The sequence below is a fragment of the Streptomyces sp. NPDC055189 genome, from assembly GCF_053606765.1.
The window spans coordinates 18,311-31,301 of record NZ_JBSGSG010000066.1 but is presented as its reverse complement, the minus strand read 5'-3'; the positions used below and the strand labels follow the sequence as shown (position 1 = coordinate 31,301).

The following is a 12,991-nucleotide window of genomic DNA, read 5'->3' as shown; positions in this document are numbered from 1 at the left end:
GCCTTCAACGCATGTGCTGCGATCGTGCTGGCAGCAGGTCCGCCAACGCGACACCCGTCGCGCTTCGGCTCACCAGGCTCTCCGCCCGCCAGTCGAAGCAGTCAGTACTCCGCGGCGGGTCCCCGACCGGCCGCTGCACATAGGCAGTTCGCATGCCCGCCGCCCGGGCGCCGCGAAGGTCCCACGCATGGGCGGCGACCATCAGTACCCGCTCGGGCGGGCACCCCGCCGCCTCGACGGCCAGCCGGTAGACCTCCGGGGCGGGCTTGTGTGCGCGGGCGTCCTCGGCCGACAGGGCCTGGTGCCAGCGCAGCCCGGCGTGTGCGTTCAGACGCAGCAGAGCCCCCCGGCTTGCGTGGGAGAGCCCAAGTACGGGATACCACTGTGCCAGGCGCGCGAGTCCGGCAACCGAGTCTTCCCAGGGGCTCAGGCGCTCCGCCGCCCTGGCCAGGCGCCCGATGGCCACCGGATCGGTGAGTCCGGCGATCACGGCCACCCGCTCAGCCGCCTCGCGGTCGATGACCTCGCTGTTGGCGTAGGCCCTTCTCCCCTCCCCCATGCGCCGCTGCTCGCCGTCGACGTGCTCGCGCCACGCCGTGAGCAGACGGTCGACTGTCGCTTCGTCGGGGATCTCGCCGGTCGCGGACACCGCCTCGACGATGGCCGCACGCAGTCCCCCTGACTCGTCCACCATCGTTCCCAGTACGTCAAAGACGACGGCCTCGATTTCGGCCTCGCTTGTCCCGGGCATCCGTTCTCCTCTCCGCCCTCCCGCTCGGCGTCACCGGTTGAACCGGTGACGAGTCTTGCCCGCCCGGGCGTCACCGGTCAAGATGGTGACGTGCAATTCGCCTTCGTGAGCGGCAACCCCGCCCTGGACCTGGTCGCCACCGTGGAAAGCCGCCACGACCGGCCCGTTGACCTCTTGGCCACCCCCGCCGACCTCGAGCAGTGGGTCCTCGCCTGCGAGGAGCTTCCCGATCAGGTGACCGCCGACCCAGGCACGTTCGCCTCCGCCCTGCGACTTCGCGAAGCCATCCACCAGCTCGCCCTCGACCGCCTGCAGGGCCGCCCCTACACCCCGGCCGACCTGGACACCGTCAACAACGCCGCCGCCGCACCGCCGCCCGCCGCCCAACTAACCGACGCAGGGCTCCACTTGACGGGAAATCTCCCCGCCGCTCTGGCTCACGTCGCCCGCCGGGCAATCACCCTGCTCGCCGACCACGACAGCTGCCTCAAGGAGTGCAGCCGCCCGAGCTGCTCCCGGCTCTACCTCGACCGCTCCCGCGGCACGCGCCGCAACTGGTGCGGCATGCAGGCCTGCGGCAACCGCGTCAAAGCAGCCGCCTACCGCGCCCGCAAACAGAACACGCCGTGACCCCACCACCCCCGATGCACCCTCAGTTCCGACAGAACTCGGCCTCGACCGCCGCGTCCTCCAGCTTCTGCTCGCCCCAGTCGCCGTTGCGGTTCATGGTCATCACGTGCCGGCCGTCCGCCGACGCCAGCGTCCTGGTCGCCGATCCGGGGATCATGCCGCCGTGACCCCACGCCCAACAGTCGTCCGCGAGCTCGAAGTGCCGGATGCCCAGGCCGTAGACGTCCTCCGGACCGCCGTGCCCCTTGTCGCCGTCGACCGGCACCGCATCGAGCAACTCCCGCTGCTGGGCCGCGGGCAGCACCTCGCCGCCCAGCAGCTTCGACAGGAAGGTGTTCACGTCGCCGACGGTCGAGATCATCTGCCCTGCGGAGAACGCCACCGTGGGGCTGAACTCCGTGACGTCGTACACCTTGGGGCTCGGTCCGTCCTCGAAGAGCGTGGAGTAGTGCCTGGCATGCGGTGACGGGATCTTGGGCGAGGCGGCGGGCACCACGGTGCCGCGCAGGGCGAGCGGCTTGATGATCAAGCGCTCGACTGCCTTCTTGTAGGTGCCGCCGGTGACCTTCTCGATGATCATTCCGGCGAGGATGTAGTTGGTGTCGGAGTAGTCCCACTTGCCCGGCCTGCCGGGCCTGCTGCCCTGCTCGGGCTGGAAGTTCGGTGGATGAGCCAGCGCTATGTCGACCAGCTCTATGGGGGCCCACCGGGTGTAGCGGTTCTTGTCGAACTCCTCACCGGCGTACATGGCACGGAACTTCTCGTCCATGTTGTAGTCGAAGATCCCGCTCGTGTGGTTGAGCAGGTGCCGCACGGTGATGGCCCCGGGCCGGTAGCCCTCGGCACGCACCACACCGGGCAGCCACTTCTCGAGGCTGTCGTCCAGCGACAGCTTTCCCTTGGCCTCCAGCTTGAGCAGCACCGTGGCGGTGAAGATCTTGGTCACGCTGGCAATGCGGAACTTCTCGCGGGTACTGCGCGGCCGGTCGACGGACAGGTCACCGACACCCGCCCTGCCGTTCCACACCCGGTGGCCGTCGCGCACCCCGGCGATCACACCGGGCGTGCCCTGCTCCACGATGTCGTTCAGGGCTGCTTGGGTCCGGTCGTGTAGTCGCGGGCTCTCGGGGCGGGCGTCGGCGGAGGCGGGCAGGGCGATAGCGGGCACGGCGACAAGGAGCGCACCCGCCACGGCAAGGACGGCTGACAGACGGCGCGTTGACTGGAGATATCTCATGACAACAGCTGACCAGCCACGCAAACCGCGCACCATCGGGGAAGCCCCGGAGATCGCTCAGGGGCCGCCTCAGGGACCTGTCAGGGGTGCGCCTCAGGGTCTCGGGGTGTCCCCGTAACCGCTCACGAAAAAGACGGTCACAGAGTGGCGAACACCCGCCGGAACAGGTCCAGGGCCTCATCGGCCCAGCCCAGGACGTTCAGGGCCGAACCCAGATTCCCTGGTGGGCGGTTGATCAGCGTGTCGTGGCGGATGAGCCGGTCGAAGTCCACGAGCACCGGGTCCTGGCGGGGCGTGGTGGCGTCGGGGCGGAAGAACGGGACGCCCGCAAGCCGCATCACGTTGATCACCTCTTGCGCGAGGATCCCGTACCCGACCGTCGTCGGGTGCACGCCGTCGAGCGAGAACAGGCCGCCGTCGCTGCGCCGTCCGTTCTTGACCGCGAGGAAGTGGGAGTTGGGCGGCGGCGACAGCGCCTGCAGCGACGACGGCAACGGGTAAGGCTGCCACCAGTCCGGGCGCGCCAGCGGATCCTCGGCGTAGCGGCGCGATGCCAGCCGGTCCATCATGCCGCTGGTCTCCAGGAGGTACCAGTCCTTGCCCTTGGTCCGGGCAGCCCGGACCGTCTCCGTGATCGCGTAGTTGTACGCGTCGATCGCGTCATCGACCTGCCGCGCCTGCTCAGCCGTGATGTTGGGATCCCTGCCCTTGTCGAAGTCCCGGTCCTTGATCCACGGCCGGGTGTAGTAGGGGAAGTAGCGCGAACCAGGCTCGATCTTGTCCGCCACGCCGCGCGCGATGGGCGCGATGGTCACATGCGGAACGGTGCACCAGATGACGTGCCGCGCCTTGATGCCGGCGACCTGCGCGGCGACCTTGCGCAGCTCGGAGATGAAGTGCTTGGGCCGCCAGACCGTGAAGCGCCGCTTGGCGTCCAAGTCGTCGAAGCCGGAGTCCTCGCTCCACACCACGCGGAGTTCGGTCACCGCCCGCAGCGCGTTGTTCGCGCCGAGGAAAACAATGAGAGTCTCGATGCCGTGCGGCGAGCCGGAGCCGTCGGTGTCCTTGCCGAGCTCGGCCGCCGCACCCAACTGCGTCAGGGCGCCCGCCGATTCGGGCTGGGTGGGCAGCACCCGCAGGGCAGCGCGCTCGCCGGCGTTCTGCACGATCTGATTCACCAGATCGTCCTTGGGCACATCGATCCGCTTGCGGCACTCGTCCGCCGACTTCGACAGCGCGTCGCGCAGATCCCACCCGAACACGGCGAGGTTGTGCATGATCGCCGTGGTCGACGGCACCTTGCTGCCGGGCCCCCGCTCCCAGTAGTCCTCCACCCGGTCCATCACATTGCGGGCCCGGAACAGGGCCTGCGGCAGCTCCCACCAGTCCACGGTCCGCCCGTAGCGGTCCTCCAGGTCGCGCAGGAAGAACTCCAGGTTGAACGGCATCCCGCCGAAGCCCCCGTAGAGGGGATAGCGGAAGCGCGGAAGCCATCCCAGCTCATGCGCGATGATCGCCGGGTACGACAGCCCGGTGTTGAAGACGGCCGCGCTCTGGAATCCCTGCGTCAGCGAATCCCCCACCGCGACCAGCCGGTGCCGGGGCTCGCCGACCCGGTTCGGACTGACCTCGACCCCCAGCTTCGGATCGGTCACGGGCACCCGCGGGCTCTCACGTTCGGGCGTCCGCGAACCTTCACGACGTACGGAATCGCGCATGATTCCCCCCCCCTTGGCACACTGCGGCGCACCGGCTGCGCTCTCGCGCTGTGCTCTCGCGCCAGGCCAGTTCCTGCGTAGCAGAGCCCGGGCCCGGGCGGCAGATCCCCGACGGGAGTTACGCAGAACTCGGTGCGGCCCGGGCATCGCGCAACGGCGCGCGTCTGCAAGGGTGCACGTCATGGAATCCGCTTCGGGCACCGGGCCTGTCCGTCATCAAGACACCGGCGCGTGGCTGGCCCGGTTCGCCGGCCGCATGCTGGTGGTCTGCCCGTCATGCGGCGGCCGTGCGGTCCTCGTCCCCCGGCCCGGTCTGCCCGCACCCAAGTTTTTCAACGAACTCCTCTTCCGGCCGCGGCGACTGGCCTGCGGCGGGTGCGGGGCCGTAGCCGACTGGGAGCCCGAGATGCGGGGCGCCGGTCTGGTCGGGGTCGTACTGGGCGGCAGTGAGGACCCGTTCTTCGGGCGGCCGCTCTGGCTGCAGACCCGCTGCGTCGGCAAGACCCTGTGGGCCTACAACGAAGAGCACGCCGCCGAACTGACCGCCTACGTCGGCGCCCGACTGCGCGAACGCGGCGGGTGGCAGTCGACGATGTCCATGATCCCGCGGCTGCCCTCGTGGATGAAGAGCGCGGACAATCGCTGCGCTGTCCTGGCCGGTCTGGAGACACTGCGGGCGCTCGCCACGCGGTCGGCTCCCTCCGATCGGTCCGACGCCGCGCATGAGCGCGGCGTCCGTTCCCGTGCGGGCCGGAGCATGTACTTCCGGGGCGGCCCCTATGAGTGAGGGGCGGGCGCCCGCCCCGGGCCGGGATCGGGGCGGGGCCGGTAGCCGCCCGATCGGCTGGATGCGGTACGAAGTCTTCTGTGAACGATCAGATTCAGCCCGCGACGGTGCGTGTGTTCATCGCGCTCGCCCCGCCCGACGACGCGAAGCAGGAACTGGCGGAGGTACTCGGCCCCGCCTATCAGGCGCATCCCCGTATGCGGTGGAACCGCATCGAGGACTGGCACATCACCCTGGCGTTCCTCGGTGAAGTCCCCGCCTCGGTGGTTGAGCTCCTGAGCACGCCGCTCGCGCGCCTCGCAGCCGCCCGCCGCCCCCTCACGCTGACGCTGCGCGGCGGCGGGCACTTCGACGAGCGGGTGCTGTGGAGCGGGATCGGCGGGGACCTCGATGAGCTGCATGTGCTCGCCACCGAGGTGCGTGCCGTGGTCGGCGACTGCGGAATGGCTCCGCCGGATCGGCCGTTCCGGCCGCATCTGACGCTGGCCCGGGCCCGCCGGGACACCCCGTCCTGTGCGGTGGAGGCCGCTGCCGGGCTCGCCGGGTTCACCGGTCGTCCGTGGCAGGCCGAGCGTTTGCATCTGGTCGCGAGCAACATCGGGCGCGGTCCGGGGCCCATCCGCTACCGCGACGTCGGCGCCTGGGATTTCGGCGGCCGCGACCAAGGCACCGGCTTTGGTCACGACGGCGCGGAATCGCCCTCGGGTGCCCCGCGATGGCGCCGGTAGTGGCGGGCCGCGCGGGCCCGGTTGCCGCATGACGTCTTGCACCACTCCTGGCGGCCGTGGCTCTTGACGAAGTAGCGCACGCACCGGGGCGCCGTACAGGCGCGCAGCTGCTCGCGCCGCGGGCCGCTCAGAAAGTCGACCGCGGCGCGGGCCAGGGCCGCCACGAGGCCGGTGTGCGGATCGTCCTGCGCCGACAGCAGCCGTGTGGTGGGGGATCCGTCGCGCGGCCATTCCAGCTGCGGGGCGATCAGTTCGCGAGCGGCGGTCGTATTGAGGTGGGCCAGCGCTTCTTCGGCGGGCATCAGGCGGTGGGCGTCGGCCGGGCTGGGCGGCGCGGGGCTGACCGCCCGCGCGAACAACGCCCGTACCGCACGCCGCAGTTCGATGATCTGCTGCTTGAGGTCCTCGTCCGCCGCGAGTTGCCCGGCCCGGATGTGGGCGGGCAGCAGGCTGTCCTGCCCGCGGATCCAGCGCGTGACGTCCTCGACCGTGGCCAGGTCGTCGGCGACGCCGCCCTCCCCGTCGTGGCGGATCGTGCTCGCCAGTTCCAGTGCCAGCCAGCGCTCCACGGGCCGTCTCCTGTTCCCACCGCCCGTCTCCGGGCGCTGCCGTCAACCGCTTGTTCACAACCCCCGGCACACTCTAATGTTCTAACGGTAAATTGAAAACTTCCGTTAGACAGGCGAGGCGGGCGCCCCCGCACCCCGCCCCACCACGAGGAGACCGAGCGATGACAGCGCTGCTTGCCCAGATAAGTGACCTGCACCTCGACGGCACCGAGCGGGCGACCCGTCGCGCCACGCGCGTCATGGACTATCTGCGCGCCCTGCCCCGACCGGTCGACGCCCTCCTGGTCACCGGGGACATCGCCGATCACGGCGACGAAGCCGAGTACGAGGAAGCAGCCCGGATCCTGGCCGCACCCTTCCCGGTCCTGACCTGTCCCGGCAATCACGACGCGCGCCCCGCCTACCGCAAGGCGCTGCTCGGCCGGGCACCCGGCGAGGGCCCCGTCAACGAGGTCCACCACATCGCGGGCACCGCCATCCTGATGTGCGACTCCACCATCCCCGGCCGCGACGAGGGGCTCCTGGACGCGGAGACACTGGCCTGGATCGACACCACCCTGGCCGCGCTGCCCGGCGACACCCCGGCGCTGATCGCCTTCCACCAGCCGCCCGTCGAGCTGCACCATCCGCTGCCCGACGCCTACCTCCTCCAGCAGCCCGAGAACCTCGCCGCGCTGCTCGAAGCACACCCGCGCGTAGCCGCCGTCCTCACCGGCCACGCCCACACCGCGGCCGCCAGCATCTTCGCCGCACGCCCGCTGATCGTCGGTCCCGCCATCACCTGGACGCTGCGTCTGCCCTGGGAGGGCGACGAGCCCGCAGACCGCGAGCAGCCGCCCGGCCTCGCCTTCCACGTCCTGGACGACGACCACCGTCTGACCACCCATTACCGCGTGCTGCCGTAACCGCACCCGGCGTCAACCCTCGCCCTGGACCTGACGGTGAGACTTCCCCGCAGCTGAAGCGTCTGTCCCGCACCCCGGCCGGGGTGCGGGACAGACGACCGCTCGCTCAGGGGCGCCAGGTGAAGGTGGCCACCGCCCCCGCGGGGAGCGTGTAGGTGAAGGTGCGGCCCGCGTCCGTGACCGAGAAGGTCTTCGCCGCCGAGCCGGTGTTCACCGCGTACACGGCCCGCGAGCTGTCCGGGTTCTGGAACGCGACGTTCCTGATGGTCGTGTCCCCGGTGGAGCCGATCCGGGTCGCGCCCTCGTCCACGAACTTGGTCAGGTGGCCGAGCATGTAGAACTCGGCGTTCTTGGTGACCGTGTCGTTGCTCCTGGTCTCGACGACGCCGTTGCAGCGCGTGCCGCACAGTCCTTGGTGCGGGCCGCCGTTCTCGTCCAGGGCGAGGTTCCAGCTGACGACGGTCTCGCCGCCGCTGCGCATGTTGCGTACGACGAGGTTCTCGGCGTGCCACTTCAGGGTGTCGGCGAACGTCTTGGAGGTGTCCGAGGAGTCGGTGCCCGAGCACTCCGTGAAGAACACGCGCTTGCCCGCGTCACGCACCTGCTGCTCGGCTTCGGGGCTGCCGCCGTAGCAGTGGAACGCGGCGCCGATGAGGCGGTTCATGCCGGAGGTCTGGCCGAACACTTCAAGGGGGTAGTTCGGGTGGTCCCAGTTGTGGTCGTAGGCCAGGAGGTTGGTGCCGAGGCCCGCGGCGGTCAGGGTCTTGTCGAGGACCTTGAGGAAGGCGGCCTGCTGGCCCGAGGTCATCGACATCGACGGATAGGTGGAGTTGGCGAACTCCGGCTCGTTCTGGACACTGAGGTCGGTGAGCTTCACGCCCTCGGCCTGGTACGCCGTGATCGCCTTGACCAGGTAGTCGGCGTAGTCCTGGTAGTGCGCCGCGTTGAGGCTGCCGCCCTTGAGTGAACCGCCCGACTTCATCCAGGCCGGCGCCGACCAGGGCGATCCCATGAAGCGGATGCGCGGGTTGACCGCGAGCGCTTCCTTGAGGACGGGCAGGGTGTCCTTCTTGTCGCGGTCGATGGTGAAGCTGCCCTTGGTGTCTTCGTACGTGGTGAAGTTCGCGTCCGTGTTGAAGTCACTGCTGCCCAGGGGCTGACGCAGGTAGTTGAGGCCGATGCCTGCGCCCTCGCGCGAGAAGAGCGACGTCAGGAGTGATTTCCGCTTGTCGGCGGGCAGTTGGCGGATGAGGCGGGCGGAGGCTTCTGTCACCGAGGCGCCCGCGCCGGTGAAGCGCTGCGCCCTGGCGCCGGGGTCGATGCGGATGTCCGTGCTCTGGGGGCGGCCGGTGAAGGGCGCTTCGCCCGCGTGCGCGAGTTTGCGGCTCCCGTCCGGCGTGGTGATCCACACCTGTGCCGCGGGATCGGCTGCCGCCTGCCCGGCCTTTGCGTGGGCCGTCGCGGAGGCGGGGCGCGCCTGCGCCTCGGTGAGCGGGCCGTAGGCGATGGCGGCGCCGGTGAGCGCGAGGGCGGCTGCCGCCCCGGCGGTCTTCAGGCCGGTGCTGCGGCGCGTTCTGCTGCGTGTCCCAGCGGGTGTCCTGGCGGGTGTTCTCATGTGCGGCTCCTTGGGTCTGCGATGCACGCGTACGTGGTGGGGCCTGCGCAGTGGGGGGTGAGCGGGCAACATGGAAGCACACTTACTAAGTACTCAGTAAGTGGTTGGGGCGCGCTTCTTTCCGGACGATCAACTCGCGCCTAGACTCCGCACCGTGACCACCCAAAAGGCAGCGAAGACCGCGGGCGCGAAGACGCCGGCAGACCGCCGGCGCCAAGGGGAGGTCACCCGCCGCGGGCGCAGCCAGGCCGCTCAGGAGCGTCACGACGAGATCCTGCAGATCGCCATGGAAACCTTCGCGGCGCGCGGTTACGGCAAAGCCTCGCTGGCGGAGATCGCCGAGCGGGCGGGCCTGACGCAGGCGGGCGTCCTGCACTACTTCCGCACCAAGGAGAACCTCCTCACCGAGGTTCTCGAGCTGCGCGACAACGCCGAGATCGCACCGCTGGGCCCGCAGCGGCCCCGCGGCATCGCCTTCCTGCGCCACCTCGTGGACACCGTGCGCCACAACACCGAACGTGAGGGCATCGTCCGCCTCTACACCGTTCTCTGCGCGGAGAGCGTCACAGACGACCACCCCGCGCAGCCCTACTTCCGGCGGCGCTACGCGGGCCTGCGCGCCTTCATCGTCGAAGCCCTCACCGAGGCCTGCGAACTCGACGAGGCACGGCCGGACCTGGACATCGAGAACACCGCCAACGTCATCATCGCCGTCATGGACGGCCTGCAGGTGCAGTGGCTCCTCGACCCGGCGGCGGTGGACATGGCAGCCGCCACGGAACAGGCCCTCGACGCCCTTCTCGCACAGATCCGCGCCCACGGCGCCTGACGCGGCCGGACAGCCGAACGCCCCGCCCCCGCTCCGGCATCACTCGGAGCAGGGGCGGGGCGGCAGCGCTGCAGCCACAGCGCGGATGGAAGATTCCACGCTAGCGGCCGGCACTGACAACGCAGACGGCGGCTACGACTGCGGGGGCTGGCCCTGGTCCCTGCCGAACTGGTCCTTCAGCTTGTCCTGGGCGGTGTCGACCTGACCGGAGTACTTGCCCTGGGTCTTGTCGTCGACGAAGTCACCCGCCTTGTCGATGCCCTGCCCGGCCTTGTCCTCGTGGCCCTTGAGCATCTGCTTGAGCTTGTCCATGACTGACATGGGCCAACCACCTCTCTGTGTCTCCCCCACATCCAGGCTCACATTGCGCGGCGTGTTCCGCATCCGCTGGCGCCCTCCGCCCGCCCCTGCCTGCACTAACCCGTTCGGCCGCCCCCTGCTGCACGGCTCCGGGCATCCGCCGAAGCTGGGGGCGCGAGTGGCACGGCGTACGAAAAACGACCGGGAAGAAGGCGTTCATGGCAAAGGCGTATCTGGTGGGCAGCGGCATCGCTTCCCTGTCGGCGGCGGCGTTCCTGATCCGCGAGGGCCGGTTCGCGGGGTCCGACATCGTCGTCCTGGAGGAGCAGGACCGTGAGGGCGGCAGTCTGGACGCCTCCGGGTCGCCCGAGACCGGCTACACGATGCGCGGCGGCCGGATGTTCGAGATCCACTTCGAATGCACCTACGACCTGCTCGGTTCGATCCCCTCCCTGGACGACCCGTCGAAGTCGGTCACCGACGACACCTTCGCCTTCCACGAGGACTTCGCCTGGGACGACCACGCCCGGCTCGTCGACGCCGCAGGCAAGGTCATCGACGCGCACTCGATGGGCTTCTCCGAGCGTGACCGCCTCGAACTGATCAAGTGCGTGGGCACCCCCGAGAAGCAGCTCGACGGCAAACGCATCACCGACTGCTTCAGCCCGGAGTTCTTCCACACGAACTTCTGGTGGATGTGGTGCACCACCTTCGCCTTCGAGCCGTGGCACAGCGCGATCGAGTTCCGCCGCTACCTCAACCGGTTCATCCACCTCTTCAAGACCTTCGACTCCATGTCGGGGATCTACCGGACCCGCTTCAACCAGTTCGACTCCATCGTGCGCCCGCTGCTGAAGTGGCTCACCGACCAGGGCGTGACCGTGCAGCTCGGCACCACGGTCACCGACCTGACCCTTGCCGACGGTGATGCCCTCACCGTCACGGCTCTGAGCTGCACACGAGGTGACCGGGACGAGGAGATCACGCTCGGCCCCGACGACCTCGTCATGATCACCAACGGATCGATGACGGCAGGCTCGACCCTGGGGTCCACCGACACGGTGCCCGCCCTGGACACCACGGGAGCCGACGGCGCCTGGCGCCTGTGGGAGACCCTCGCGGCCAAGCGGCAGGGCCTCGGCAGGCCCGCGGTCTTCAACTCGTCCATCCCGCAGTCGACCTGGGAATCCTTCACCGTGACCACGAAGGACCCCACGTTCTTCAAGCTGATGGAGAAGTTCAGCGGCAGCGAGGCCGGCAAGGGCGGCCTGATCACCTTCAAGGACTCCAAGTGGCTGCTGACCATCGTCCTCAACCACCAGCCGCACTTCCACGGCCAGCCCGAGGACACCTACGTCTGGTGGGGCTACGCCCTGTTCCCCGACGAGGAGGGCGACTTCGTCCGCAAGCCGATGCGCAAGTGCACCGGCCGGGAGATCCTCGACGAGGTCCTGCACCACCTGCGCTTCGAGGACGGCCCGCAGATCCTCGACAACTCGATCGTGCTCCCCGCTCTGATGCCGTACATCACCAGCCAGTTCCTGGTCCGCAGCGCCGGCGACCGGCCGCCGGTCGTGCCGCGGGGATCCACCAACCTCGCCTTCATCGGCCAGTACGCGGAAGTCCCCGACGACGTGGTGTTCACGGTCGAGTACTCGGTACGCACCGCCTGGACGGCCGTCGCGCAGCTGCTCGGGCTCAAGAAGCAGCCGCCGCCCGTCTACAAGGGAGGGCACGACCCGAAGGTCCTCGTCGAGGCGCTGCAGACCATGCACCGGCGCTGATCACTGCCACCGCGGGACGACGCCGCCCCGGTGCTCTAGGCCGACTCGCGCACCACCAGTTCCGGCTCGAAGATCACCGAGGTGGGGTCGGCCCGTACGCCCTCGATCTGCTCCTGCAGCAGCCGGGCCATCTCCGCGCCCATCTCCTCGACCGGCTGCCGCACCGTCGTCAGGGAGGGCACGCAGGTGACCGCGACGCTGGAGTCGTCGAATCCGACCACCGCCACGTCCCGGGGGATCTGCTTGCCCGCTTCCCTCAGGGCCTGGCATACGCCTTGTGCCATCAGGTCGTTGGCCGCGAACACCCCGTCGATGCCGGGCTGCTCCACCAGCAGCCGGCGCATCGCCTTCGCCCCGCTCTCCAGGGTGAACCCGCCCTCGGCGACGGGGATGTAGGGCTGTCCGCCGCGCTCCATGCCGTCCTGGAATCCGGCGAGGCGTTCGCGGCCCGCGGGGATGTCCAGCGGGCCCGAGACGGTCGCCACCCGGCGGCAGCCGCGGGCCAGCAGATGGTCCGCGGCCAGCCGTGCCCCGTCCCGGTGTGCGAAGTCGACGAACGTGACACGGGCCCGCAGGGCGGGGCGGGCGAAGAACACCGCGGGCAGTTGCGCTTCGGCAAGGAGCTCCGGCAGCGGGTCCTGGGCGTGGGTCGAGACGACCAGGGCGCCGTCCGCGTTGCCCTGGCGCAGGTAGGTCAGGACCTGCCGGCGGGAGTCCTCGGTCTCGGCGAACATCAGCACCGGATGCATGCCGCGCGGCCGCAGGAAGCCCACCACCCCGCTGACGGCCCGGCCGAAGAACGGGTCGGCGAACACCCGCGCGGCGAACGCGTTCTGTGCCGTGTCGGAGTGGTCGCCGGCGCCCGAGACGACCAGGGCAATGGTGCCCGCGCGCTGGGTGACCAGGGAACGCGCCGCCCGGTTGGGCGCGTAACCGGTGCGCTCGATGGCCGCGTTGACCACGTCCTGGATGGCGGGGGCGACATTGCGCACGCCGTTGACCACCCGGGAGACGGTGGCGCGCGAAACCCCCGCTTCGCGCGCCACGTCCTCGAGCGTCGGCATCTGTCTGTCCATCCGGGAACCCTAACGCCCCACGTCCGGGCGTCATAGAGCGCTCTCCCGCGCCTGCCCGACTG

At 69.9% G+C, this 12,991-nt stretch carries 12 protein-coding genes and 1 pseudogene; 6 read left to right on the top strand and 7 right to left on the bottom strand.

Going from position 1 to position 12,991, the window contains the following annotated elements:
* Positions 1-4 precede the first annotated feature (4 nt).
* Entirely contained in the window at positions 5-751 is a 747-nt protein-coding gene (locus ACWFR3_RS33780; RefSeq protein WP_453738491.1) for a haloacid dehalogenase type II, read from the bottom strand.
* A 90-nt stretch (positions 752-841) separates the two neighbouring features.
* On the opposite strand from ACWFR3_RS33780, the gene ACWFR3_RS33775 reads away from it, so the two are divergent.
* Positions 842-1,381, top strand: coding sequence for a CGNR zinc finger domain-containing protein (locus tag ACWFR3_RS33775; protein WP_453738490.1), 540 nt, complete (start codon positions 842-844; stop codon positions 1,379-1,381).
* 22 nt (positions 1,382-1,403) lie between these two features.
* On the opposite strand, the gene ACWFR3_RS33770 is transcribed toward ACWFR3_RS33775, so the two are convergent.
* The gene (locus ACWFR3_RS33770) at positions 1,404-2,618 is read right to left on the bottom strand and encodes a serine hydrolase domain-containing protein (protein WP_453738489.1); all 1,215 of its coding nucleotides are present in this window, start codon (positions 2,616-2,618) and stop codon (positions 1,404-1,406) included.
* Between the two features lie 137 nt (positions 2,619-2,755).
* On the bottom strand, positions 2,756-4,273 hold the full coding sequence (locus ACWFR3_RS33765) for a hypothetical protein (RefSeq protein ID WP_453738488.1): 1,518 nt from the start codon (positions 4,271-4,273) through the stop codon (positions 2,756-2,758).
* 244 nt (positions 4,274-4,517) lie between these two features.
* Here ACWFR3_RS33765 and ACWFR3_RS33760 point away from each other — a divergent pair, with 244 nt between their 5' ends.
* Together ACWFR3_RS33760 and thpR are read left to right on the top strand one after the other, a co-directional pair.
* The gene (locus tag ACWFR3_RS33760) at positions 4,518-5,123 is read left to right on the top strand and encodes a hypothetical protein (protein ID WP_453738487.1); all 606 of its coding nucleotides are present in this window, start codon (positions 4,518-4,520) and stop codon (positions 5,121-5,123) included.
* Positions 5,124-5,203: 80 nt separating this feature from the next.
* Positions 5,204-5,851 carry an RNA 2',3'-cyclic phosphodiesterase gene (gene thpR / locus ACWFR3_RS33755; protein WP_453738486.1) on the top strand — a complete coding sequence of 216 codons (648 nt, stop codon included), beginning with the start codon at positions 5,204-5,206 and terminating at the stop codon, positions 5,849-5,851.
* Here the strand turns inward: thpR and ACWFR3_RS33750 are convergent.
* A complete protein-coding gene (locus ACWFR3_RS33750) occupies positions 5,803-6,420 on the bottom strand; it encodes a CGNR zinc finger domain-containing protein (RefSeq protein ID WP_453738485.1) in 618 nt (205 codons plus the stop codon). The genes thpR and ACWFR3_RS33750 overlap by 49 nt on opposite strands.
* 161 nt (positions 6,421-6,581) lie before the next feature.
* Here ACWFR3_RS33750 and ACWFR3_RS33745 point away from each other — a divergent pair, with 161 nt between their 5' ends.
* Positions 6,582-7,325 (top strand): metallophosphoesterase, encoded by a 744-nt coding sequence (locus tag ACWFR3_RS33745; protein WP_453738484.1) that lies wholly within the window; start codon positions 6,582-6,584, stop codon positions 7,323-7,325.
* Positions 7,326-7,440: 115 nt separating this feature from the next.
* Here the strand turns inward: ACWFR3_RS33745 and ACWFR3_RS33740 are convergent.
* Positions 7,441-8,940, bottom strand: a pseudogene (locus ACWFR3_RS33740) (glycoside hydrolase family 30 protein); the annotation flags it as partial.
* Positions 8,941-9,226: 286 nt separating this feature from the next.
* Between ACWFR3_RS33740 and ACWFR3_RS33735 the strand changes: the two are divergent.
* Positions 9,227-9,769 (top strand): TetR family transcriptional regulator C-terminal domain-containing protein, encoded by a 543-nt coding sequence (locus ACWFR3_RS33735; RefSeq protein ID WP_453738510.1) that lies wholly within the window; start codon positions 9,227-9,229, stop codon positions 9,767-9,769.
* Between the two features lie 132 nt (positions 9,770-9,901).
* On the opposite strand, the gene ACWFR3_RS33730 is transcribed toward ACWFR3_RS33735, so the two are convergent.
* The gene (locus tag ACWFR3_RS33730) at positions 9,902-10,090 is read right to left on the bottom strand and encodes an antitoxin (protein WP_453738483.1); all 189 of its coding nucleotides are present in this window, start codon (positions 10,088-10,090) and stop codon (positions 9,902-9,904) included.
* Positions 10,091-10,287: 197 nt separating this feature from the next.
* Here ACWFR3_RS33730 and ACWFR3_RS33725 point away from each other — a divergent pair, with 197 nt between their 5' ends.
* Entirely contained in the window at positions 10,288-11,853 is a 1,566-nt protein-coding gene (locus ACWFR3_RS33725) for an oleate hydratase (RefSeq protein ID WP_453738482.1), read from the top strand.
* Positions 11,854-11,888: 35 nt separating this feature from the next.
* Here ACWFR3_RS33725 and ACWFR3_RS33720 read toward each other — a convergent pair whose 3' ends face one another.
* Positions 11,889-12,929, bottom strand: a complete 1,041-nt coding sequence (locus ACWFR3_RS33720) for a LacI family DNA-binding transcriptional regulator (protein WP_453738481.1) — start codon at positions 12,927-12,929, stop codon at positions 11,889-11,891.
* Positions 12,930-12,991 lie beyond the last annotated feature (62 nt).

What these genes read in the sequence shown, in the direction of transcription:
- ACWFR3_RS33780 (WP_453738491.1), bottom strand. Translation starts at nt 751, where the DNA reads ATGCCCGGGACAAGCGAGGCCGAAATCGAGGCCGTCGTCTTTGACGTA.
- ACWFR3_RS33770 (WP_453738489.1), bottom strand. Translation starts at nt 2,618, where the DNA reads ATGAGATATCTCCAGTCAACGCGCCGTCTGTCAGCCGTCCTTGCCGTG.
- ACWFR3_RS33760 (WP_453738487.1), top strand. Translation starts at nt 4,518, where the DNA reads ATGGAATCCGCTTCGGGCACCGGGCCTGTCCGTCATCAAGACACCGGC.
- ACWFR3_RS33745 (WP_453738484.1), top strand. Translation starts at nt 6,582, where the DNA reads ATGACAGCGCTGCTTGCCCAGATAAGTGACCTGCACCTCGACGGCACC.
- ACWFR3_RS33735 (WP_453738510.1), top strand. Translation starts at nt 9,227, where the DNA reads ATGGAAACCTTCGCGGCGCGCGGTTACGGCAAAGCCTCGCTGGCGGAG.
- ACWFR3_RS33730 (WP_453738483.1), bottom strand. Translation starts at nt 10,090, where the DNA reads ATGTCAGTCATGGACAAGCTCAAGCAGATGCTCAAGGGCCACGAGGAC.
- ACWFR3_RS33725 (WP_453738482.1), top strand. Translation starts at nt 10,288, where the DNA reads ATGGCAAAGGCGTATCTGGTGGGCAGCGGCATCGCTTCCCTGTCGGCG.
- ACWFR3_RS33720 (WP_453738481.1), bottom strand. Translation starts at nt 12,929, where the DNA reads ATGGACAGACAGATGCCGACGCTCGAGGACGTGGCGCGCGAAGCGGGG.